Here is a 23687-nt window from a genome sequence, read left to right on the forward strand (position 1 = left end):
ATTTCGCTAGATTTCTATGTGGAGGCCGAGGCCCGGGTCGAGGGCAGGAACGGCCGCAGCACGTTCTCCTCCGTCGACGGCCCCGGTTCCCATTCCGCGATCCACGGCCCGGTGCCCTCGCTCGGATCCAGCGCCCCGCCTTCCAGCCACTTGTACCGGCCGTCCAGCACCCCGCGCGTCAGATCCACATCCGCGTCGTCGGTATTGGCCCACAGCGCCCCGAACAGCCGCTCCACCCGCAACCGCGCCTGCCGGCAGAACACGTCCGCCAGCTCCTCGGCCGCGATGCCGTCGGGATCGCCCGCCACGCGCAGGGATTGGGCCCGCACACAGGCCGCCGCCATGGCGAACAGCTCCGCGCCGATATCCACGATCCGGCCCAGGAAGCCCTGCTTGTACTCCAGCCGCGCCTGCCACCGCGCCATGCCGTACATGAGCGCGCGGGCCTGCTTGCGCGACATCCGCTCCACGAACCGCATATGCCTTGCCAGCGGCCCGAATTCGCTGAAACTCACCGGCGCGCTGCCCGAACCCACGGTCAGTTGCGGGAACCACTTGGCGTAGAAGCCGCTCGCGCCCACCGCCGCCTTGGCCTTGTCCTTCAGCTCGGCCTTGCGATCCACCAGCGCGCCCGCCGCGGCCATGTGCGCGTCGGCCATCTCGCGGGCGATGAGCAGGCGCATGATCTCGCTGGAGCCCTCGAAGATCCGGTTGATCCGCAAATCGCGCACCAATTGCTCGGCGCCCACGGCCCGTTCGCCGCGCGCGGCCAGCGAGGCGGCTGTCTCGTACCCGCGCCCGCCGCGGATCTGCACCAGCTCGTCGGCGATGGTGCAGGCCATCTCCGAAGCCCACAGCTTGGCCAGCGCGGCCTCGATGCGAATGTCGTTGCGGTTCTCGTCGCACATGGTGGCGGACAGATCCAGTACCGACTCCAGCGCGAAGGTGCTCGCCGCGATGAAGGAGATCTTCGCGCCGACCGCCCCGTGCTCGCCGACCGGCCGGCCCCACTGCACCCGGGTGCCGCTCCATTCGCGGGCGATCTTCAACGCCCATTTGGCGGCGGCCGTGCACATGGCCGGAATCGCCAGTCGCCCAGCGTTCAACGTGGTGAGCGCGATCTTCAGGCCGTCTCCTTCGCGGCCCACCAGATTCGCCTTCGGAACCCGCACATCGTGCATGCGGGTGACGCCGTTCTCGATGCCGCGCAGGCCCATGAAGGAATTGCGCCGCTCCACGGTGATGCCGGGACTGTCGGCTTCCACGATGAACGCGGAGATGCCGCCGCGATGCCCCTCGCTCTTGGGCACCCGCGCCATCACCACGAGCAGTTCGGCCACCACACCATTGGTGGTCCACAGCTTCACGCCGTTGAGCTCGTAGGCTTCGCCGTCGGCGGTCGGCACGGCGGTCGAGGCCATGCGCGCCGGATCCGAACCCACATCCGGTTCGGTGAGCAGGAACGCGCTCACCGCGCCCTTGGCGCAGCGCGGCAGGAATTCCTGCTTCTGCTCGGCCGTGCCCGCCAGCTTCAGCGGTTCGGGCACGCCGATGGACTGGTGCGCCGACAGCAGCACGCCCAGGCTGGCGTGCGCGGAGCCCACCAGCATGAGCGCCCGGTTGTAGCCGACCTGCGAGAGTCCCACGCCGCCATAGGATTCCGGGATCTTCAGGCCGAAGCAGCCGAGTTCCGCGAGCCCTTTGACGTACTCGTCGGGAATGCGCCCCTCGGTTTCGATGCGCTGCCCGTCGATGGTCTCGCAGAAGGGCGCCAGCCGCTTCAGGTACGCCTCGGTCTTGGCCGCGTCCGCCGCGCTGGGTTGCGGGAACGGATGTATCAGGTCCAGCCGGAAGCGTCCCAGGAACATTTCCTTCGCGAAAGAGGGCTTGTTCCAGGTGGTTTCGCGAGATTCCTCGACCAGTGCCCGGGCCTGCTCTTCGGTGGCGTCGACTTTCGATGTGGTCGCCATGCTGTGCTCCTCGAGGTGATGCCAATCACATTCGAGTGTAGGAGCCTTTGTTACCCACCGGTAGACGTCAGCAAAGATCAAAAATGCTTGTCGCGCAATGATCTTGGTGGTGTAGCGAACTGTCCGCTACTGCACGCCGCGTAGATAACGCCCGAAATGCGGCACCGTGAAACCGATGGTGCCGCGCTCCGCCGAATAGATGAGCCCCTTCTTGATCAGGCCGTCGCGGGCCGGGGACAGCGAGGCCGGTTTGCGATTGAGCTCCTTGGCCACGGTGGCGGTGGCGACCGGTCCGTCGTCACCGGACAGATCGGCCATGGCGCGCATGTACTCCCGCTCCGCCGGGGTCGCCCGCTCGTAGCGGGAACCGAAGAAACCGACCGCTAGTTCTTCCTCGGCGTGCGGCGCGGCCACCTCCACGTCCTCCGCCGAGATCGGGCTCTGCGCCGCCACATCCCAGGTCGCCTTGCCGTACGCCTGCACGAAATACGGGTAGCCGTCGGCCTTCTCGTACAGCGCCTCCAGCGCGGCGTCGCTGTACTTCACGTTCTCCCGCTCGGCCGGGGCGATCAGCGCCTGATCCGCCGCGCCCCGGTCCAGCCGGTCGATGCGGTGATAGGAGAACAGGCGCTCGGAGTAACTACGCGAGGCCGACAGCACCGCGGGCAGATGCGGCAGGCCCGCGCCCACCACGATCAAAGGCGCGGCGTCCTGGCTCAATTCGTGACACGCGCCGCAGATCGCCGAGATATCGGCCGGGCCCAGATCCTGCATCTCGTCGATGAAGATCGCGATGCCCACCCCGATATCGCGGGCCAGCTGCGCGGCCTCCATGAGCAGCTCGACCAGATCGATCTCGATATCGCCGGAATCGGCGCGACCGGTCACCGCCGGGACGTCGATACCGGGATTCCAGCGCTCCCGCATGCCCTTGTCCGCGGTGGAACGCAGCGCGAAAGCCTTGAGAATGCCCAGGAAATCGTCCACCTGCTCCGGATTGCGATGCGCCACCGCGATCGAGCGGACCGCCATGTGCAGGGCCGAGGAGAGCGGGCGGCGCAGCTCCTGATCCGGGCGCGCCTCCAATTTCCCGGTGCCCCAACCGGCCGCGCGGGCCGCCGAGCGAAGCTGGTTGAGCAGCACCGTCTTTCCGACGCCGCGCAATCCGGTGAGCATGACGCTGCGTTCCGGACGTCCGCGGGCCACCCGTTCCAGCACGATGTCGAAGGCGTCGAGCTGGCGATCGCGGCCCGCCAGTTCGGGCGGGCGCTGGCCGGCGCCGGGGGCGTACGGGTTGCGGACGGGGTCCATGCGGCCCAACCGTAGCGCGCGAATCCCGGCCGCGTAGGGCGATGATTCCGGATTATCCGGTCGTATAGCGCTGGTCGTAGAGGTAGTTATCGATCGGCATACCCGTGCGCCGGCGTTCGCACCCCTTGCGTCCCTTGCGGTCTCTACCCTTATGTCGGGTTCGCGAACGATCCAGTCCAGGAGGGGTACATGTCGGAGGAAACGCCGCAAACGCCGCACACCGTCGCGGAGGTGGTGGAATCCTGGGACGTGCCCGCGCAGGCCCCCGTGGCCACCCTGATCCGGAAGAACATTCTGGTGGCCATCGAACGCGGTTACGACGATCCGCAATTGGTGGCCGATCTCGCGGTGGGACCGCTGGTGATGGCGCTGGGCAAGCTCGAGGTCGAGCTGGCCGACGCCCGGCGGCGCATCGCGGAATTGGAGCGCGCGGTGACCGATCGCGGGTGATCGCGCCGGCATCCCATACGGAACCGGACACGGAGATCCCCCCATCCGGCCATCGCGCCCCCGTGCTTGTGCACGGGGGCGCGCTTCTATAACGGTGATGTCGATCAGGTATATCGAGCCGTGATCCGGCGTCCTGAACCGGATTTCGCTCGGCGACCGGGGAATTTGAGCTACGACACAACACGCCCGCGCGTTGGGGTGGACAACACACTCGGGTCGTCGTAATCTTCTCGTGACTTAGCGGAGTCTGTTGCTTCATCGGAGAGGCAGCCCGCGACGTTACCGCCTAATCGAGAGCGATCCACCACATCGCGATCGAACCGGGGACCCAGTCTCGTTTGGGGTGAATCTCCCACGGCCGCAAGCCGAAGGAGTAGGGCCTACTTCCTGGCCCGAACCCGTCAGCTAACTCGGTCGGCGGCAGGCTCAGGAAGAAATGGAGAACGGCTCGGTGGGTAAGCACAGCTTGCAGCGGGAATCTCGGCTACCGAATTCCGTGAAGGGTGCCATCGTCATGGGTGCGATGGCCGCGACGACGACCGGCGCCTTCCCGGCGATCACCGCCACGGCGGCCACCGTGGATGTACCCGGGCTCGGCAGCTTCGAAGTGCCGGACGAATTCGCCCCGCAGGTCACCCAGTTCAACCAGGCGGTCAAGGACGCGGCCACCGCGCTCCAGGTCCCGCAGGGCGGCACCGTCGGTGTGGCCCCGGGCCAGGATTTCCAGCTGCCCAGCGTCTTCGGCCAGCAGAAGCAGAACAACGTCGGCAATATCGCCCTGGACGCGGCCGCCACCAAGCTCGGCGCGCAGTACTCCTGGGGCGCCTCCGGCCCCTACAGCTTCGACTGCTCCGGCCTCGTGCAGTGGGCGTACAAGCAGGCCGGAATCGACCTGCCGCGCACCAGCTTCGAGCAGTCCCACGTCGGCGCACCCGTCGCCTTCGAGAACCTGCAGCCCGGTGACATCGTGATCACCAACGGCGGCGGCCACGTCGGCATCTACGCCGGCGGCGGCAAGCTGCTCAACGCGGTGCAGTCCGGTACCCCGGTCTCCTACACCAACCTCAACTCCGACCAGGTGGTCACCGCGCGCCGTATCGTGTAGCGCGTGCCCCCTGCTCCCACCAGCCAACCGGTCCAGGCCCGAGTCGATTCTTGGGTGTGGGCCGTTCGGCTTTTCAAGACCCGCTCCGCCGCCGCGACCGCGTGCCGCGCCGGGCATGTGCGGGTCAACGGGGTCGTGGTGAAACCGGCGCATGCCCTGAAACCCGGTGACGAGATCCGGGTCCGGGTCAATGGCGTGGAGCGCATCGTGATCGTGGAGCGGTTGATCACCAAGCGGGTCGGCGCGCCCGTCGCGGCGCAATGCATGATCGACAAGTCCCCGCCGCCGCCCGATCCCCAGCTGGTCGCCGCCCTGCCGCGCCGCGACCGGGGTTCGGGGCGGCCCACCAAACGCGAACGGCGCGAAACGGATCGGCTGCTGGGCAGGACGGCCGAATAGCGCTAGGCGGGGGAGGCGGCTGCCGCACGCCGCGAACCCACGGCCGCGGCGGCGATCGTGATCAGTGCGCCGAGCATCAGGGCCGCCGGTTCGCCCGGCTTCAGGACGTGCATCTGGGTGCCGACCGTGACCGCCGCGACCGGGACGCCGATCTGCGCGGAGGCCAACGCGCCCAGTGGAACCGGCTGCCGGAGCAATCGCATCGCGATGTGCGCGAGCACCGCCGCCGCACCGAGCGCCAGGCCCAGCAGGATCAGCGACGGGTGTTCGCCGAACTCGCGCAGGTTCAGGCGCGCGCCCAGCCAGATGAAGAACAGCGGCGCGAGGAATCCGTCGCTGATCGCGAACAGCTGCTTCGCCACCCGCCGGGGTTCGCCGACGCCCGCCACCGCGAGACCCATGGCGAACCCCGCCAGCATGATCGACACGTGGCCCCGGGTGGCGATCGCGCACAGCAGGAACAGCAGCGCCAGGCTGACCCGCAATTCCATGGCGAACTGCCGGTCCTCGGAGATCTTGTGCAGCCGGCGGCGCAGCCCGGACCGCTCCAGGTGGCGCAGCAGGAAGAAGATGCCGGCCGCGGCCGCCGCTACCGCCAGCGCGCCCAGCGCCGCCCGCCCGGCGTGTGCCGTGTCGATGACCAGCGGCAGCGCCACCACCGCGGCGGCATCGGCGATGGCGACCTGAGCGGTCAACTCCAGCACCGGTTTTCCGCTCAGCCCCTGCGAATCGATGATGGGCAGCACGATGGCCGCCGACGAGGAGGCGATGAGCACCGCGTACAGCAGGCCGTGCCCGGTATCGAACCAGGCCGCCACCGCGACGCCGAGCCCCACGGCGGCGAGACCGACCAGGACGGCCCGCAGCGCGCCGATGCCCAGCGCCGAGCGGATGGCCGCGTCGCGGATCGGGACGTGCGTGCCCGCCACGAACATGACCACCGCGAAGCCGACGTCGGCGAGGAAGGTGAAGGTCGGGTCCTCGGGGTGCAGGACGCCGAAACCGGTGGTGCCGAACGCGATTCCGGCGATCAGCTCACCCAGGATCACCGGCAGGTGCCAGGACGGCCGCCACGCCAGCAGCGGGCCCGCCAGCCCCAGCACGGTCACCAGGGCGAGAATCTCGAAATTCACGGCATCGACGCGATTTTCACCGGGATCTGGATGTTCTCGTCCGCGTAGTGGATGGCGCACACCCGGTGGTAGCCGTCCGCGATCACGGCCGGCACGCCCTTACGGAAATCCCCGCGCACCACCAGGATCGGCGACAGCGCCTTGCCCGCGACGATCTTCTCCAGATCCCGCCGCACATACGGATTCGACGCCGGCGCCAGCTCCAGCCCCGAGGCGCGCAGAATGTCCTTGGCCTTCTTGTGCGCCAGCTTCACCTGCCGCAACTCCTCGACCACCGTCTCGATGACCTTCGGTTCCGCGAGCATCTCCAGATAGTCCGCGGCCGCCGGATAGTCGTGCTCGTCCGGCTCCGCCTTCCACTTCACCTGAATAGTCGGCTCTGCCATCCCGTCATCATTCCCGCGCCGCCACCCCATCCCCACCCGACACGCGGGGCATCCGCCGCCACCCGCCGTCCCCGAGCAGCCACGCGAACTCGATCGGATCACCGGCCGTCAGTTCCGCCAGCGCCGCCACCACCCCCTCCCGCAATTCCGCCCGCGCGTAGACCACGCCCCGGATCGGCAACCCGCACTCGCGGATATCGTGCAGCGCCGCACCCAGATCCCGCCGATCCCCGACATCGCACCGCACCATCACCACCCGGTCCTCGAGCCCCTCCAGCAGCGTGGGCAGTGCTCGCGGCACCCGCGTGAGCACGACAACGTCCCGCGCACCGGCATCCAGCAGCCACCGCACCGCCGTGGCACCGTAGGCGCCGAGCCCGCCCGCGACCACGTACGTCGCGTCGCCCCGCACCATCACCCCGGGCAGGGGACCGAGCCAACGCCCGTCGCCCGGAAGGGAATACGCGTTCGCCGAGTCGTCCGGCGCGCCGGCCGCGAACGTCTCACCGGGCCGATCGGCCGGGTTCCCGGGATCCGGACGCCCCTCGGGTCCGCCCGGAACTCCCGGTCTCGCGCTCCGGCGCTCCCGTGTCGCCACGTTCGAATGACCGATGCCGCCGCTGATCTCCCCGGCGGCGTCCACCGGGAACCCCGCGCGGTCGTGCTCCCGTCTCGTTCCCGGCCGCCGCCACAGCCGGCGCGGCGGCGTCACCGTATGCGCCCCGAGCGCCTGCCAGTCCACCCGCCGTCCCTCCACGTGCAACTGCGCCAGCACGCGCAGCAGCGCCCCCGCCTCGTCGGTTGCCGAGCCGGTCGTATAGGTGGCGTCCCGCACCGCCCCGTAATCCCGCACCGCGGCCGCCAGCACCGGTTGCGGCGCGAGTTCGAGCACTGTCGAAACACCTTCCGCCACACCGCGTTCGAGTGCCGCCGCCAATTCGACGGGCCCGGCGGCATTAGCTCCCCAGTAGTCGGCGTCCATCACCGCGAAATCGGAACTCGTCCGATCCCCGCTTCGGGCCGGGACCACCGGCGTTCCATTGCGGGCCGCAGCGGCGTGCCCGTCGGTCGCCCGTCCGTCGCCGGTGGCGGGGCGGTACGGCGGGGCGGGGTGGCCCCCTCCGGAATCCGCGTCGACGATCGCGGGCGCCCCGATGCGGTTTTCGCCGTTCCGTCCGGGTCCGGCGCCGAAACGGCCGTGCGCGCTGGATCGCGCTGCGGCGGAGGCGTCGTCCGCGGCGGGGCCGGTGATCAGCGCGCCGCGGCGGGTGGTCGAGTAGAAGCGGTGGCGGGGAGCGGCGGAGGTCAGCCCGTCGAGGGTCGAGATCAGTTGTGGCGCAATGGTTCGGGCGCGCGGTATATGGACGATGGTGGCGGCGGAACCGTCCACGCTGTTCGCGGCGACGCGCTGGGCGAAGATGGCGCGGCGGTGGGCGCGGCGGACCAGGGCATCGATGTAGCGGGGTTCGCCGGTGACGGTGACCGAGCTGGGGCCGTGAATGGCTGCCAGGCCGACGGCCGTGCGCATGGGTTCGACCAGACGCAGGGCTTCCGCGGGCGTGGCTTCCAGCACCGCCGCCGCGCTCTCCTCCCCGGCGAGATCGAGCAACCGCCCGCGCGCCACCACGATGCGGGCGGCATCGGGCAGCAGCAGTACGCCGGCCGCCACCGCCGCCGCGATCTCGCCCGGGCCGTGCCCGGCCAGTGCATCGGGCAGCACGCCCCAGAACTCCAGCAGGGCGGCCAGCGCCACCTGGTAGACGAATAGCGCGGGCTGGGTGAAATCCGGTCCGGTGGAACAATTTCCGAAGCCGTGGCGGGGCGTCCAGACGCGCGGGCCGCCCGCTTCCGCGACCGCGTCGGCCGCCTCGGTCAGCCGCCGCGCGAACACGGGGTAGCGTCCGGCGAGCCCCCGGCCCATGCGCGGATGAAATCCGCTGCCCGAGAACAGGAAGAGCAGCCCGCCTTCTCGCTGCCCCGCTTGCGGACCGAAGACATCGCCTTCGACCGGGGTAGCCCACCGCAATGCCGGCAGCTCGACCCCTTCCCACCGTTCCGGCGCGTGACCCGTCGGCAGCCGGTGCCCCGCTCGCGTGCCGATCGACCCCGTGGCGGAGCCGGTCATCGCTCCCGACGCGGCCGGGCGCACCGGCGCGTCCGTGGAGTCCGCAGCCGAATCATGCTGCCGAACAGTGGTTCCCGGTGGTTCCGGGTGCTGCGTGGCCACGTTCCCGCTGGAATCGTGAACGACGGCGGTGGTTGCCCGGGTCCTTCGGCCGAGACTCGGGGCCGGGGTGACAGGGGGCGGCGGCGCCGCCGGGATGCGGGCGGCGAGGATGCGGAGCTGGGTGGCGGCTTCGCCGGGGTCGCGGGCGAGGACCGCGGCGCGGGTCGGCTCGGGCAGCAATCGGGCGGTGGCCGTGGCGAATTCGTGCACGCTGCGGTACGCGCCGACGCGATGGGCCCAGTGCAGGGCCTGCACTCGGATGGCGGCCGCGTCGGGGCCGCCGAGGAGGATCGGGAACGGAGTCGGCGCGGCGCGGACGGGTGAATCGGTACGGGGGAAGCGGCCGTACCCGCCATCGGACGAGCTGGGCGGCGGTTCATCCACGGCCGTGCCGGTCGCGCGGCTGCCGGGGGCGGCGGTGGACTGACCGGTATCCGTTGTGCCGGTGGTGTTTCCGATGGCGGCGCAGGCGGTCGTCGTGGCGTCTCGGTAGCCGCGTTCGGATCCGGTCCGGTGGTCTCGCGGGCTCGGCGCGTGGTGGTGGTCGTGCAGGTCTATGCGGGTGAGGCCCTGCCGGGGGGAGCCCAGGGCGGGGGCGGCGATGTCGGCGTAGCGGCGCGCGCCGGTGCGGGCGGCGTCGGCGGTGCGTTGCAGCACCAGCACGGTGCAGAGGTCTCCGTCGCCCGAGAGCTGGATGCCGGAAATGTCCGGGAGGACAGTGAGGTCGGTGCCACCGGCCAGGACGAAGGGGATGGATTCGTCGGCCAGCAGGCGGACCGCGGTGTCCACCGCGATCAGCGGAGTGTCGGATTCGCTGTCGACGAGCAGGCTGGGGCCGTGCAGGTCGAGGGCGCGGGAGAGCAGGCGGGCGGCGTTGGGGGTGGTGAAGCCGGACGCGCCGAAGACCACCGCGGCGGCGGAACCCGCTGCCAGGCAACCCAGTCCGGCGTCGTCGAGGGCTTCCACGGCGATCTCGAGACTCACCCGGTGGCGCGGGTCCAGGCCGGCGGCGTCGGTGGCGCTGATGCCGAACCAGTCGCGATCGAATTCGGGGTCGGCTGCCCGGCAGCCGACACCGACGATCGACACCCGCGGGAAGGGGGTGGAATCGTTGGACGCTGTCGTACTCTGCCGCACAGGGAGCCCCTCCCGTGTCCGGCGACGGAGGCCCGTCGCGGTACCTCCGGGAATTCTGCCAAGAATTCGCCGCGCTCAGAAGACCTTTCGGCCAGTCGGCTCGGCCGACTCGCCGACGGCGAGGGCGATCAGCGTCGTTCGCGGCCTACGCGGTGGCCGGCCGCGGATGGGGCCGGGCGTGTACGACCTCGTCGAAGTCGGCCGGTAGCGCGTGCGAGCTGAAGAAGCGCAGCGCCAGATTCACCGCGTCCTGTTCGCTGTACACCCCCGAGATGGCCATGGTCCGCCGCAGTGCGTCGTCATCGAGATAGATACGAGTGATTGCCATTTCGGCCACCTCCGCCATGTCCATCGGATACAGAAAGCATGACGGATTACGGGGTTTCCGATACCCAAAACGGCAAGAGCCCTCGACGATTCCGTCGAGGGCAATTGACCTATATGTCCCAGGTAACGCAGACGTGACAACAGATTTCGGGCCGATCCGGGTAACTCCTGGGGTACGCCCAAAACTTGTTCGGCACTCGACCGCCGGCACGCGAATGGGACGGATGTGGCTCTCAGTCCGGCGCTGAAGTCGCGGAGAGGCGGGGGAGCATCAGGCGAGCATGCCCGCCAGACGCGACGAGATGAGCGCCTCGGCCTCGGTCACCATGCGGGAGACCAGTTCCGCGCAGGTCGGGATGTCGTTGATCAGGCCCTGGACCTGACCGGCCGACCAGATGCCGGCGTCCAGATCGCCCTCTTCGAACACGCGGCGGCCGCGCGCACCGGCGACCAGATCCCGCACATCCTCGAATTTGCCGCCGGCCTTTTCGATTTCGACGACCTTGCGGCTGATCTCGTTGTCGGCCACGCGCGCGGTGTTGTGCATGGTGCGGAAGATCAGCTGGGTGGCGCGCTCGGAATTCGCCACGATCTGTTCCTTCACCGTCTGGTGAATGGCCGATTCCTGGGTGCACATGAAGCGGGTGCCCATGTTCACCCCGTCCGCGCCCAGCGCCAGCGCGGCGACCAGGCCGCGGGCGTCGGCGATACCGCCGGAGGCGATGACCGGGATGTCCAGCGCCGCGGTGGCGGCCGGGATCAGGATCAGGCCGGGGACGTCGTCCTCACCCGGGTGGCCGGCGCATTCGAAGCCGTCGATGGACACGCCGTCGACGCCGATCTTCTGCGCCTTGAGCGCGTGCCGCACGCTGGTGCACTTGTGCAGCACCTTGATGCCGGCTTCCTTGTAGTACGGGAGGAACGGCTCGGGATTGCTGCCCGCGGTCTCGACGATCTTGACGCCGGAGTCGATGATCGCCTTCACGTAGTCCTGGTACGGCGGCGGGTTGATCGACGGCAGGATGGTGACGTTCACGCCGATCGGCTTGTCGGTGAGCGCGCGCGCCTTCTCGATCTCGCGCAGCAGATCGTCCGGGGTGGGCTGGGTGAGCGCGGTGATGATGCCGAGGCCGCCCGCCTCGGACACGGCGGCGGCCAGCTCGGCGCGGCCGACCCACATCATGCCGCCCTGGACGATCGGATGCTCGACCCCGAAGGTCTCGGTGAACCTGGTACGCAGCATGACGCTTCCTCTCCCTGCCTCTCGCGGACGCCTTGATACTCGCATAGTTGCATATGGGGCGACAAGCCTCATGTGAGTCGGAGTTTGCAGCTGTTGCCCCGTCATTGCAGGTGGCCTGGGGATAAACCGATGAGACACGGACGGGTTGGAAGATCGATACAGCGGCTCTGACCTGCTGAATGAATGAGTGAGAATTTCTCACTGAAACCTTCTCTGTAACCCTTGTCACGCCAAGAAGTTAGCGAGTATTCTCACGCTCGATCAGCATCGTTGCTTTTGGGAGGACCACGCATGACCGCCGGCTCTTTGAGTAACACCAGCCTGCCGCTCGACGAGCCGATCCGGTCGCGCCGCAATCACTGGGTCAACCAGGTCGCGACCCACGCGGCCATGCGCCCCGACCAGGTCGCCTTCCGTTTCCAGGGCGTGGACACCAGCTGGAAGCAACTGCACGAGCGGTCGGAGAAGTTCGCCGACGCGCTCGCCCGCCGCGGGGTCGGGTTCGGCGATCGGGTGCTCATCCTGGCGCTCAACTACACCGAGTACATCGAGGCCGTCATGGGCATCAACGCCCTCGGCGCCATCGCGGTCCCGGTGAACTTCCGGCTCACCCCGCCCGAGGTCGCGTACATCGTGTCCGATTCCGGGGGCAAGGCCATCGTCACCGACAGCGTGCTGCGGCCCTTGGCGGCCGGGGTGGCGGCGCAGGCGCCGGGTCTGGACACCATCGTGGTGATCAACGGTGAAACCGGCGACGGCGTCATCGGTTACGACGACTTCCTCGCCGAGGCGGGCGAACCCCATGCGCCGCTGGACATTCCCGAAGACACCCCCTGCCTGATCATGTACACCTCCGGCACCACCGGCAGCCCCAAGGGCGCGGTGCTGTCCCACGCGAACATGAACGCGCAGGCGCTGACCTGCATCCGCGCGCTCGAGGTCACCCCCGACTCGGTCGGCTTCTGCACCTCGCCGCTGTTCCACATCGCCGGATTGGGCAGTCTCACCCCGTATTTCCTGCTCGGCGGCAAGACCGTGCTGCATCCGCTGGGCGCGTTCAACGCCACCGCGTTCCTGGACGCCATCGAGGCCGAACAGGCCACCACCGCGTTCTGCGTGCCCGCGCAATGGCAGCTCATCTGCGAGGACCCGACGCTGAAGGAGCGCAAGCTGGCCCTGCGCGGCCTGTCGTGGGGCGCGGCCCCGGCGTCGGATTCGGTGCTGCGCGCGATGGCCGAATGCTTCCCGGACGCCTCCAATGTGGCCGTGTTCGGGCAGACCGAGATGTCGCCCATCACCTGCGTGCTGGAGGGCAAGGACGCGCTGCGCAAGCTGGGTTCGGTCGGCAAGCCCATCCCGACCATTCAGGCCCGGGTGGTCGACGACGAGATGAACGATGTCGCCCCGGGCGAGGTCGGCGAGATCGTGTACCGGGGCCCGACCCTGATGGCGGGCTACTGGAACAAACCCGAGGCCACCGCGGAAGCCTTCGCGGGCGGCTGGTTCCACTCCGGCGACCTGGTCAAACAGGACGAGGAGGGCTTCGTCTGGGTAGTGGACCGCAAGAAGGACATGATCATCTCCGGCGGCGAGAACATCTACTGCGCCGAGGTCGAGAACGTGCTGTTCGCGCACCCCAAGATCCACGAGGCCGCGGTCATCGCACGGCCGCACGAGAAGTGGGGCGAGGTGCCGGTCGCGGTGGTCGCGCTGGTCGAAGGCGCGGACCTGACGCTGGAAGAGCTCGAGCCGTTCCTCAACGATTCCCTGGCGCGCTACAAGCACCCCAAGGATCTCGTCATCGTCTCCGAACTGCCCCGCAATCCCAGCGGCAAGGTCGTGAAATTCGAACTGCGCAAGCAGTATTCAGCTTGATCGCAGCACCGAGCGGATCCGGTTGTCCGGATCCACCCGGCCGCGGAGCTCGGCCAGCCGCTGGTGATTGCCGCCGAAATAGCGCGACATCGGATCGCCGGGCTCCAGGTAGTTGACGTAGGCCCCGGCCGTATCGGCGGCGAGCGTGGCATGGGCGTCGGCGATCCAGGCCACCGCGGCGGCGCGCGGAATCGGTTCGTAGGCGCCCCATTCCACCAGGGCGGCATGCGCGCGCCAGGGGAAAGCGGTGGCCGTGGGGGACAGGTCCCGGACGGCGCCGTCGAGGGTGTTGAGCTGCACCCAGCCGGTGCCGCCGACGCTGGAGAACCGGGTGACGGCCTCCAGCACCCGGCCGATGACCTCGGGCGTGAGCGCGGCGACGATATCGGAGCCGTTGGTGAATTCGCAGCGCGGCGGCTCGATGGTGCCGCCCGCCAGGTACATGACGGTGTCCAGGTGGCCGAGCGTGCGGGAGTCGCTCTCGGCGGGCGGCAGGCCGATGGCCTCCGACAGCTCGGCCGTGACGGTCTCGCCGGTGCCCGCCGGGCAGACCAGCAGCATCCAGCAGGTGAGACCGCCCGAGCCGTCGGCATCCACGCTGACCTGGGCCCACCGATCGCGGGCGGCGGTGCGCAGCCAATCCTGCCAGCCCGTGATGACGCGTTCCGCGACATCGCCCGGGAAGGCCAGGCGCACCACGTCTTTCGCCGTCGCCGGGATGGTGTCGAAGGTCATCGAGGTGACGATGCCCAGCCCCGGTCCGCCGCCGCGCAGCCCCCAGAACAGCTCGGGACGGGAGGTGGCCGATACCTCGGTGACGGTGCCGTCGGGCAGCACCAGGGTGGCGGCGGTGAGCCGATCGCAGGTGAGGCCGTAGGCGCGCGATTCGATGCCGAGTCCGCCGCCCAGCGTGAGACCCGCGAGACCGACCCCGGGACACGAGCCGCTGGGCAGGCTGCGACCGGATCCGTCGAGTTCCCGGTACACCTCGTAGAGGTTGTGTCCCGGTGCGATGACGGCCTGCTGGCCGTCGGTGCGCACCCCGCGCAGCCGCCGGACGTCGATGACCAGCGTGCCGGGCGCGGTGGAGAGTCCGGCGTAGGAATGCCCGCCCGCGCGCGCCGACACCGTGAGACCGTGCTCGGCCGCGAACGCCAGCGCGGTCGCCACATCCTTCTCGTCCGCGACCTGCACGACGGCCGCGGGCAAGTCGTCGTCGAAGCGGGTGTTGAAGACCTGCCGGGCCGCCGGGTAGTGCCAATCGCCGGGAACCAGCACCCGGCCGCGCATCCTGACCCGCAGCTCGTGCCAGGTCGGATCGCCGCCGCCGGATCCGGAACCGGAGCCGGACGCGCTGCCCGCGGCGCCCGCGCCGGGCGCCGCGCCGGACGTGGCGATGCGGCTGATCCCGGCGAAACCCACGGCAGCGGTGGCGATTCCGAGTGCACCGCGCAGAAATACGCTGCGCGAGAAGGGGGATCTCATACCGCGATCATGCTGCAATCGCCCGGCATTCGTGAAACCTGTTGCAGGGTGTCGGCGGCGAGCGAGCGCTAGATCATGTCCTTGGCGGTGAGCCAGCGCATGATCGGCCAGCCGCAGAAAACCGGCAGCCAGCAGGTCAGCACCCGGTAGAGCAGCACCGACGGCACCGCGATCCCCGGCGGCACGCCGAAGGCCGCGAGACCACCGATCAGCGCCGCCTCGACCGCGCCCACACCGCCCGGGGTGGGCGCCGCGGAGGCCAGCGTGCCGCCGATCATGGTGACGATGGTGACGGTCACGAAAGTCGTACTGCCGCCGAAGGCTTCGATGCTCGCCCACAGCGCCAGCGCCATGCCGAGCGTGGTGGTGGCGCAACCGCCGACGATCATGGCCAGCCGGGTGGGGCGCCGGCCGAGATCCTTGAGCTGCTCCAGCACTTCGGCCAGCTGCGGCCGCACCTCGGTGACCAGCCAGCGCCGCACCTTGGGAATGAACATGGTCGCGCCCAGCAGCCCGAGCAGCGCGCCCGCCACCAGGTAGAGCACGGTCGCGTTCGGCACGAAATGCGACAGATCCGTCGAAACCCCCGCCGCCACACTGAAGAACAGCAGCAGCACCAGGTGCGTGATGACCTGCACGGTCTGTTGCAGGGCGACCGCCGCGGTGGCCCGCACCGCGCCGAGGCCGCCCTGCTGCAGGAACCGCACGCTCAATGCCAGACCGCCGACGCCGGCCGGGGTGGTGGTCGCGGCGAAGGTATTGGCCACCTGCATGAGCAGCAGGTTGCGGAACTTCACCGCCTCGGAGGCGCACGCCCACAACGCCATTGCCGCGCCGACGTAGGTGAGCGCCGACACCGTCAGCCCCAGCAGCGCCCACCACCAGTTGATATTGCGCAGCTCGGAGGTGAAGGTCGGCACCGCGCTGATGTACGGGTAGGCCACGTACACCAGGCCGATCAGCAGCACCAGCTGGATGATCTGATTGCGCGAGAACCGGGTGATCTGCGCGGCCTCGATCTTGTCCTGCCCGGTCTGGTGCACCACCTCGTCGCGGGTGGCCTTCATGACCTCGCCCACGTCCGGCACCGCCTTGCGCACCTGCGCGGGGATGGCGGTCTTGGTGAGCCGCCGGGAGGCGTCGAGCACCAGGTCCTCGCCCAGCACCTCCAGGGCATTGCGCACCGCCACCTCCGGTCCGAACAGCGCGGCCGCCGACAGCAGCAGCTGCGCGATATCGGAGTCGAAACGGGCCTGGTACGCACCGAATTCGGAGTGCACGAAACCGCCGAAGAGCACGGTGTCGTCATCGAGCACCCGGATCTCCTCGGCGCGCAGATCGCCGTGCGAGATCTGGGCCTGGTGCATGGTGTGCAGCGCCTGCCAGACCTTGGTGAGCGTCTTCTCGCCGTCGCTCGCGGCCAGCGGCCGGCCCTGGGGCACGGTGTGCGCGTACAGCATCCAGCCGCGATCCAGGGCGGCGACGGTGAGCGGTTTGTTGCTGGCCAGCCCCAGATCGGCGATGGCGAAACCCATCAGCGCGCGATGCTCGACGGCGCGCCGCATGGACGCGAACGCCGCCGGATACTCGCCCTTGCGAATGGTCAGCCAGCGCCGGAACTGCAGCAGCACACCGCGGCTGCGCAGATTCGCCCCGTACATCTCGATGATCAGCTCGTCGTCGCGAGCGCCGTTCTCGCCGGGGCCGAGCGCCCCCGTGCCGGATTGCGCCGGATCCTTCGCGGCGGTGGCCGTTGTGCTCACGGCCGCGGGCTCGCGCTCGCCGGACGCCTTCGGGTCCGCCGGGGCGGCAATGAATTTCGAGGTCAGGCCCGGTTCCGGCGCGGCCGCCAATTCGGGCGCGGGGGTGGTCGTGGCCGAAATCACCAGCGGCCCACGGGCGGACGGGCGCAGCACCTTGAACGCGGTCACCCGGAAGCCGCGCTGCGCCAGCACCCGCACCGCCGCGTCCAGCGGCACCTCCAGCGCCGGGGTGCCCACCACCAGCACGATCACCGCGCCCACGAACCAGCCCACCGCCAGCCCGAGCATGGCCCGCGACGGCACCACCAGCGATACCACCAGGTGGATCGGCACGAAGGCCAGCAGCAGCGTCCACCACCAGCGCCGCCAGCCCGCGGGCAGCCACGGGCTCGCGACCGTCAGCACCGCGGCCAGCATGGCGATCCAGCGCGGATCGTCGAGGAACTGCGACAGGAAGGTATTGACCTGCTGCGGCTGCGACAGATGCCAGCGCGGCGCGTTGAACCCGGTGCCGGTGATGGAGAACAGCAGCACCGCGATCAGCCCGGCGGACAGGAACCCGGCCAGCAGTTTCCACTGCCCCCGCCAGATCAAGCGGGCCAGAATCGTGAACGGCAGCGCCAGGATCGCGATGCCGTAGATGATGTAGACCAGGTTCGACTGTTCCGGCGTGAGGAAACCCACGATGCCGGAGACCGACTTCTCCAGGTTCTCCCACTGCGGGCGGGTGATGAGCGAGCCCGCGATGACCACAGCCACCAGTAGGGCGGACAGTCCGACACGCAAGATGTCGCTGGTCCGCCGGATCCGCGGCTGCAGCAGGCTGCCGGAGACGGGAATCTCCCGTCCGTCGACTCGCATGTCCTATAGGCGCTTTCGGATCGTGGGAACGGCTGCGGTCCCATGTCGGCTGGTCTGAGTATCGCGCGGGCGGCGGGAACCCCCGCTACCTGACACGCGGGTAACCGTAACCCGAGCCGGGCCCGCGGACGGATGTGCCCGGCTCACACACCGGTACGGCGTGTCTGTTATTCCAGCTTGCCCTGCTGTCCGGGGTCGTGGCGGCGGGCCGAGTGCTTTCCGGTGTCCGGGCCCAGCCACTGCTCCAGCATGGGCGCCAGCTGCGGCGCGCGTTTCTTCGCCAGGCCCGAGCCGACCAGCACGCCCATGGCGATGGCCAGCACCGTGAGCGCGGTGGTGACCAGCACGTGCAGGCCGTTCGGATCGGATTTGGTGATCAGCTGCGAGACCCCGGTCAGGCCGATGCCGCCGGGCACCAGCATCCAGAAGGCGGGCAGGAACGCCACCTGGGTCGGGGGCGCATTGTGATTGCGCTGCACCAGGTATGCGGCCGGCACCGCCACCAGCCCGCCCAGGAACGAACCCAGCAGACCGCCGCCGAGCAGGGTGCCGATCTTCTGCGCGCCGAACGCCGCGTACAGCACCACCAGCAGCCAGGGCAGTGATTTCGGGGGCGCGCTGGAGCGCCAGGAATGCCCGAGGCCGATCAGCAGCACGCCGAGATACGGCGCCCACCAGCCCAATTGGTGCACGATGACCGGCGCCTCGGTCTGTTCCGGCCCGAGCAGCTGCAGGCCGATGAGAATGCCGAACGCCAGCAGGGCCAGCTTGTTCATGCCGTAGATGGTGCGGCTCGCGCCCGCCACCATCGATCCGGTGGCCAGTTCGATGGAACCGTTGGTGAGCATCGAACCCGGCAGCAGCGTCGACACCCCCGGCACCAGCAGCTGGGAGGGATGCCCGCCGCCCAGCGCATCGGGAAAACCGAAGGCCAGCAAGGTCACCGCCGCGCCCGCCACCACCGGCAGGCCCATGGACAGCAGCGGCATCCGGTCCGCGGCCATGATGAGCAGCTGCACCACCAGGCCGATCACGATATAGCCGGGCACCGCGTTGGCGGTCGGGTTCAGCATCAGCCCCAGGCCGATGGTCAGCACCACATTGCCCAGCAGCATCAGCCACACCGGCGTCGGCGGCGGCGCGGCCAGGATCTCTTCGAGTTTTGCGGTCGCCCTGGTCGGGGGCGGCACCTCCCGTTTGATCTGCGCGATCAGCTGATACAGGTCGGCGATCTGGTCCAGCCGCAGCGTGTCCCCGCCGGCCTCCAGCAGATCCACCGCCGAGCCGCGCGAATCCTGCACGCGCACGAAGATTCCCGTGGGCAGCACGAAGAAGTGCACTTCCTCGGCGTCGTAGCGGTGTGCGAGATCGTCGAGAATGGCCTGCACCTGATTGGTGGTCTCACCGGCGGACAGCAGCGCCGCCCCCACGTACCGCAGCAGATCCAGCAGCTCCGCCGAGACCGGCGGCTCCTCCGGTTCGGGCGCTTCGTCGGCGGGCGTCTCCAGCGGCGCGGTGCTGACCCGGCGCAGCCAGCGATCCATCGATCCGGCGGCCCGGCGGGTGGCCCCGTACAGGCGTCCGGCCAGCGGCCGCGGCGCGCGGCGATGCTGCGGCGGGTGCGGTGTCGAATTGTCGGTATCCATGCGCCTCCTCGATGGCGCCGCACGCGGGCGGCCGGGAAGCCGTTCAGCTAATTCATCGCAACACATTGCACCCTAGCGCGCACCCGCGATCCGCCCGCGGAACGGACCGCGAACGAATATTTCGCGAGCGTTCGGCCCGCGCTCGCCCGCCCGCTCGGTCATGCTGGAGCCGGACCTATCGAAGGAGCGACCGTGCCGGCATCCCGCCTCGTGAAGCCAGGGGTGTGCCTACCGGTTGCCATCTTCTTAATCTGAGTGGCATGGATATCGACACGCGACTGCTGCGCTTTTTCATGGCAGTCGCGGAAACCGAACACCTGCCGCGAGCGGCACAGCGGCTGCACGTAGCGCAACCCACGCTCGCCACGCAGATCAAACAGCTGGAACAGCAGTTGGGCGTGGAACTGTTCATCCGGTCCCGGGCCGGGTGGACGCTGACCGCGTCGGGCAAGGTACTGGCCGACGAAGTGCCGGGGCTGCTCGCCTCGTGGGACCGGATCCTGCGCGATACCAAGAGCGATGCCAGCCGGGCTGCGCGGGTGCTGCGGCTGGGCTGCGTCAACAGCGCCGCCGACGGCTACATTCCGGAGATCATCCAGGTGTTCCACCGGCTGCACCCGGACTGGCAGATCGATATCCATCAGGGCGGCTGGACCGACCCCACCGCCGGACTCGACGAGGGGGACGTGGACGTGGCGCTGCTGCGGCTGCCGTTTCCGGGACAGCAGGAGTATCACGTCCGGGAACTGTTCACCGAACCGCGCTGGATCGCCCTGCCGGACAATCACTTTCTCGCCGAACGCGAGGACATCGCGTTCCGGGAACTGTGGGACGAACCGTATGTCGCCTCGCCCGCCGAGACCGGCTGGTGGCGCGACTACTGGATGGGCCTGGACTCGCGACCGGCCGACACCGCGATCATCGGGGCCATCGCGCGCAATACCGAGGAGTGGCTGCGGGCCATCGCCAACGGTTTCGGGGTGAGCTTCACCCCCGCCTCCACCGCCGCCGCCTACGCGCACCCGGGCGTGGTGTTCCGGCCGGTGCACGGCATCGGGCCGACCCGGGTGGCCATCGTGTGGCCGGACGCCTCCGAGGCGGATCCGGTGGTGCGCTACTTCATTCGCTGCTGCGCCGACATCATGGGACAGTCGGCGGGGGACGGTCGCCGCACCTCCTAGCCGCGTCCTTAACCTGGGGGGATGGACATCGATACGCGGCTGCTGCGGTACTTCACGGCGGTCGCCGAAGAGGGCCATCTGACGCGGGCCGCGGCCCGGCTCTACATCTCCCAGCCCGCCCTCACCAAGCAGATCCGGCAGCTGGAACAGCAATTGGGCGTGGAATTGTTCACCCGCACGCCCGCCGGGATGACCCTGACCGAACCGGGCCGGATCTTCGCCGAACACGCGCCGGGCCTGCTCGCAGGGTGGGATCTCATGCTGCGCGCGACCAAGGCCGGGGCGAGCCGGGCGGCACGGGTGCTACGGGTCGGGTTCATCGCCAGTGCGGCAAACGAATTCACCCCCGCGATCGTGGCGGCGTTCCGGGCGGCGCGGCCCGGCTGGCAGGTCGATATGCGGCAGTTCGGCTGGACCGATCCGACGGCCGGACTGGACGACGGGGAAGTGGACGCCGCCCTGGTGCGGCTGCCGTTCCCCGGGGCGGACGCCTATCGCACCGAAGTGCTGTTCGCCGAACCGCGTTGGCTGGCGCTGCCGGCCGGGCATCGGCTCGCGGACCGCGCCGAGATCGAGTTCGAGGCGTTGCGGGATGAGCCCTTCGTCGCCTCGCCGCCGGAAAACGGCTGGTGGCGCGACTTCTGGGTGGGCGCCGACGCGCGGCCCGCCGAAACCGTGGTGGTCGGCGCCATCGCGCACAATACCGACGAATGGCTCACCGCCATCGGCAATGGCTACGGCGTGAGCTTCACCCCGGAATCGTCGGCCCGCTACTACCCGCGGCCCGGCGTGGTCTACCGCCCGGTGCGCGGCATCGGCCCCACCCGGGTCGCGGTGGCCTGGCCGGGCAGCGCCGACGGCAACCCCGCGGTCCGCGAATTCGTGCGCTGCTGCATCGCCACCTGCGGCGGGGCCGCTGCCGCGGATCCCGGCTAGCTGCGATCATTTCGGTATGGGCGACCAGCACCAGCACTGGCAGCAGACCTACCGCAGCCACCCCGGCATGTACGGAGGCGAACCGTCGGAGGCGGCGGTGTACGCCGCGCGGCTGTTCCGGGACCGGGGCGCGCGCGAGGTGCTGGAACTGGGCGCGGGACACGGGCGCGACGCGATTCACCTGGCGCGCCAGGGCTTTCACGTGCGCGCCACCGATTTCAGCGCCGTCGGGCTGGAGCAATTGCGCGCCAACGCCGAGCAGGCCGGACTGGCCGATCGGGTGGACGCCTTCGAACACGATGCGCGCCATCCGATTCCGCTGCGCTACGACAGCGTGGACGCGGTGTTCGCGCACATGCTGCTGTGCATGAATCTCAGCACCCGCGAAATCCTGGATCTGGTGGGGGAGATCCGGCGGGTGCTGCGGCCGGGAGGCGTGTTCGTGTACACGGTGCGCAATACCGAGGACGCGCACTACGGGACCGGCAAAGCGCTCGGCGACGACATCTACGAGCACGGCGGGTTCGCGGTGCACTTCTTCTCCCGCGACCTGGTGAACACGCTCGCGCAGGGGTGGGAACTGCGCGATGTGCAATCGCTGGAAGAGGGCGAGCTGCCCAGGCGGCTCTGGCGGGTCACCCAGTCGCTGCGCTGAGCAGGGCCATGGCCGCATTGTGGCCGCCGATCCCGCTGACTCCGCCGCCGCGCACCGCGCCCGCCCCGCACAGCAGGATATTGGCGTGCGCGGTCGCCACACCCCAGCGCTGCGCCGGACTGTCGGCGGCGTCGTCGCGGAACGGAAAGCTCAAGTCCGCGTGGAAGATATGACCGCCGGGCAGCCCGACCTCCTGCTCCAGCTCCACCGGGGTGCGGGCCTCCAGGCAGGGGGTGCCGTGCTCGTCGACGGCCAGGCAGTCGCGGATGGGTTCGGCCAGCACCGAATCCAGTTGTGCCAGCGTCGCATCCACCAGACGGTTCTTCACAGCCTGTGGATCGTTTGTGAAAAGACGTGCGGGAGTGTGCAATCCGAACAGGGTGAGGGTGTGCATGCCGCGCGCGATCAGGTCGGGCGCGAGGATGGACGGGTCGGTGAGGGTGTGGCAGTAGATCTCCGACGGCGGAGCGGACGGAACGTTCCCGGCGGCGGCCTCGCGGTAGGCGCGTTCCAGCTGGGTCGCGGATTCGGCGATGTGGAAGGTGCCGGCGAACGCGGTGCGCGGATCGACGCTCGTATCCCGCAACCGGGGCAGCCGGTGCAGCAGCATATTGATCTTCAGCTGTGCGCCTTCGGGTTTCGGCGCGCTGTCGCCCAGCAGCCGGGCCAGTTCGTAGGGCGCGGCATTGACCAGCACGTGACCGGCCGCCACCGCGCCGCCGTCGAACCGGACCTCCGCGGTGCGGCCGTCGGTGTCGATGCCGGTCACCGCGCACCCGGTCAGGATCTCCGCGCCCGCGGCCCGGGCGGCGTCCGCGAGCGCGTCGGTCAGCGCGCCCATGCCGCCGACCGGCACGTCCCAGTCCCCGGTGCCGCCGCCGATCACGTGATAGAGGAAGCAGCGGTTCTGCAACAGCGACGGATCATGGGCGTGGGTGAAGGTGCCGATCAGCGCATCGGTCAGCACCACGCCGCGCACGGTGTCGTCGGTGAAGGCGGCCTCCACGTATTCGCCCAGCGGTCGTTCGACGATCGCGTCCCAGGCCACGGAATCGTCCACGCGCGCACGCATTTCCGCGCGGGTCGGCAGCGGCTCGGTCAGCGTCGGGAACACCCGCTCCGCCAGCCGGCCCGTCATGGCGTAGAACCGTTGCCACGCGGCGTAATCCCGGTCCGAGCCGGTGACCCGCGCGAAACTCTCCCGGGTTACGGTCTCGGATCCGTTGTCCACCAGCAGCCCGCCGTCGCCCACCGGGGTGTAGGAGGAGATGCGCCGCTTGCGGGTCTCGAACCGCAGTCCCAGCTCCCGCACGATCCGCTGCGGCAGCAGGCTCACCAGATACGAGTACCGCGACAGCCGGGCATCGACCCCGTCGAACACCCGCTCTGACACCGCCGCGCCGCCGGTGTGGTCACGCGCCTCCAGCACCAGTACCGACCGCCCGGCCCGCGCCAGATACGCCGCCGCCACCAGACCGTTGTGGCCGCCGCCGACGACCACGACGTCGTATCGCGCCCGCGCCGGCACCGCTGAACTCCGCTGTGCGCTCATACGCCGACCTTAGGCGGCGCGGCGGCCACCCCTCGTCATCCCGGG

18 protein-coding genes and 1 riboswitch are annotated in these 23687 nt (G+C 69.6%); of the genes, 7 read left to right on the forward strand and 11 right to left on the reverse strand.

Going from position 1 to position 23687, the window contains the following annotated elements:
• Positions 1-14: 14 nt before the first annotated feature.
• Together LTV02_RS32040 and LTV02_RS32045 are read right to left on the reverse strand one after the other, a co-directional pair.
• Positions 15-1970 (reverse strand): acyl-CoA dehydrogenase family protein, encoded by a 1956-nt coding sequence (locus LTV02_RS32040; protein ID WP_233035432.1) that lies wholly within the window; start codon positions 1968-1970, stop codon positions 15-17.
• A 126-nt stretch (positions 1971-2096) separates the two neighbouring features.
• Positions 2097-3281, reverse strand: coding sequence for an AAA family ATPase (locus LTV02_RS32045; protein WP_233035433.1), 1185 nt, complete (start codon positions 3279-3281; stop codon positions 2097-2099).
• Between the two features lie 189 nt (positions 3282-3470).
• Here LTV02_RS32045 and LTV02_RS32050 point away from each other — a divergent pair, with 189 nt between their 5' ends.
• From LTV02_RS32050 to LTV02_RS32060, 3 genes are all read left to right on the forward strand, one after another.
• Positions 3471-3731, forward strand: coding sequence for a hypothetical protein (locus LTV02_RS32050; protein WP_233035434.1), 261 nt, complete (start codon positions 3471-3473; stop codon positions 3729-3731).
• 273 nt (positions 3732-4004) lie between these two features.
• A riboswitch (cyclic di-AMP (ydaO/yuaA leader) is annotated at positions 4005-4166 on the forward strand.
• 79 nt (positions 4167-4245) lie between these two features.
• Positions 4246-4836 (forward strand): C40 family peptidase, encoded by a 591-nt coding sequence (locus LTV02_RS32055; RefSeq protein WP_233035435.1) that lies wholly within the window; start codon positions 4246-4248, stop codon positions 4834-4836.
• Positions 4837-4839: 3 nt separating this feature from the next.
• On the forward strand, positions 4840-5235 hold the full coding sequence (locus LTV02_RS32060) for an RNA-binding S4 domain-containing protein (protein ID WP_067720470.1): 396 nt from the start codon (positions 4840-4842) through the stop codon (positions 5233-5235).
• A gap of 2 nt (positions 5236-5237) precedes the next feature.
• Here the strand turns inward: LTV02_RS32060 and LTV02_RS32065 are convergent, their stop codons facing one another.
• The 5 genes from LTV02_RS32065 to LTV02_RS32085 form a co-directional block, all read right to left on the reverse strand.
• The gene (locus LTV02_RS32065; protein WP_233035436.1) at positions 5238-6368 is read right to left on the reverse strand and encodes a cation:proton antiporter; all 1131 of its coding nucleotides are present in this window, start codon (positions 6366-6368) and stop codon (positions 5238-5240) included.
• Entirely contained in the window at positions 6365-6754 is a 390-nt protein-coding gene (locus LTV02_RS32070) for a hypothetical protein (RefSeq protein ID WP_067720556.1), read from the reverse strand. The genes LTV02_RS32065 and LTV02_RS32070 overlap by 4 nt, the downstream gene beginning before the upstream one ends.
• Before the next feature lie 7 nt (positions 6755-6761).
• Positions 6762-10118, reverse strand: a complete 3357-nt coding sequence (locus LTV02_RS32075; protein WP_233035437.1) for an acyltransferase domain-containing protein — start codon at positions 10116-10118, stop codon at positions 6762-6764.
• A gap of 145 nt (positions 10119-10263) precedes the next feature.
• The gene (locus LTV02_RS32080) at positions 10264-10446 is read right to left on the reverse strand and encodes a hypothetical protein (protein ID WP_157762552.1); all 183 of its coding nucleotides are present in this window, start codon (positions 10444-10446) and stop codon (positions 10264-10266) included.
• A gap of 270 nt (positions 10447-10716) precedes the next feature.
• Positions 10717-11688 carry an NAD(P)H-dependent flavin oxidoreductase gene (locus LTV02_RS32085; RefSeq protein WP_067720466.1) on the reverse strand — a complete coding sequence of 324 codons (972 nt, stop codon included), beginning with the start codon at positions 11686-11688 and terminating at the stop codon, positions 10717-10719.
• A gap of 291 nt (positions 11689-11979) precedes the next feature.
• Between LTV02_RS32085 and fadD5 the strand changes: the two genes are divergently transcribed.
• Positions 11980-13563, forward strand: a complete 1584-nt coding sequence (gene fadD5, locus LTV02_RS32090) for a fatty-acid--CoA ligase FadD5 (RefSeq protein WP_233035438.1) — start codon at positions 11980-11982, stop codon at positions 13561-13563.
• Here the strand turns inward: fadD5 and LTV02_RS32095 are convergent.
• The 3 genes from LTV02_RS32095 to LTV02_RS32105 all read right to left on the reverse strand — a co-directional run bounded on the left by LTV02_RS32095 (position 13555) and on the right by LTV02_RS32105 (position 19318).
• Positions 13555-15048, reverse strand: coding sequence for an FAD-binding oxidoreductase (locus LTV02_RS32095; RefSeq protein WP_233035439.1), 1494 nt, complete (start codon positions 15046-15048; stop codon positions 13555-13557). The two genes, fadD5 and LTV02_RS32095, sit on opposite strands and share 9 nt — an antisense overlap.
• A 68-nt stretch (positions 15049-15116) precedes the next feature.
• A complete protein-coding gene (locus tag LTV02_RS32100; RefSeq protein ID WP_233035440.1) occupies positions 15117-17672 on the reverse strand; it encodes a lysylphosphatidylglycerol synthase transmembrane domain-containing protein in 2556 nt (851 codons plus the stop codon).
• 167 nt (positions 17673-17839) lie between these two features.
• On the reverse strand, positions 17840-19318 hold the full coding sequence (locus tag LTV02_RS32105) for a threonine/serine exporter family protein (protein WP_233035441.1): 1479 nt from the start codon (positions 19316-19318) through the stop codon (positions 17840-17842).
• Positions 19319-19578: 260 nt separating this feature from the next.
• Here LTV02_RS32105 and LTV02_RS32110 point away from each other — a divergent pair, with 260 nt between their 5' ends.
• The 3 genes from LTV02_RS32110 to LTV02_RS32125 are packed head-to-tail and all read left to right on the forward strand — an operon-like array spanning position 19579 to position 22090.
• Entirely contained in the window at positions 19579-20499 is a 921-nt protein-coding gene (locus LTV02_RS32110; protein ID WP_233035442.1) for a LysR family transcriptional regulator, read from the forward strand.
• Between the two features lie 21 nt (positions 20500-20520).
• The gene (locus LTV02_RS32120) at positions 20521-21435 is read left to right on the forward strand and encodes a LysR family transcriptional regulator (RefSeq protein WP_067720461.1); all 915 of its coding nucleotides are present in this window, start codon (positions 20521-20523) and stop codon (positions 21433-21435) included.
• 16 nt (positions 21436-21451) lie between these two features.
• The gene (locus LTV02_RS32125) at positions 21452-22090 is read left to right on the forward strand and encodes a class I SAM-dependent methyltransferase (RefSeq protein ID WP_067720460.1); all 639 of its coding nucleotides are present in this window, start codon (positions 21452-21454) and stop codon (positions 22088-22090) included.
• Here the strand turns inward: LTV02_RS32125 and LTV02_RS32130 are convergent.
• A complete protein-coding gene (locus LTV02_RS32130) occupies positions 22071-23642 on the reverse strand; it encodes a phytoene desaturase family protein (RefSeq protein WP_233035443.1) in 1572 nt (523 codons plus the stop codon). The two genes, LTV02_RS32125 and LTV02_RS32130, sit on opposite strands and share 20 nt — an antisense overlap.
• Positions 23643-23687 lie beyond the last annotated feature (45 nt).

The sequence above is a fragment of the Nocardia yamanashiensis genome (genome assembly GCF_021183565.1).
GTDB classification, from domain to species: domain Bacteria; phylum Actinomycetota; class Actinomycetes; order Mycobacteriales; family Mycobacteriaceae; genus Nocardia; species Nocardia yamanashiensis.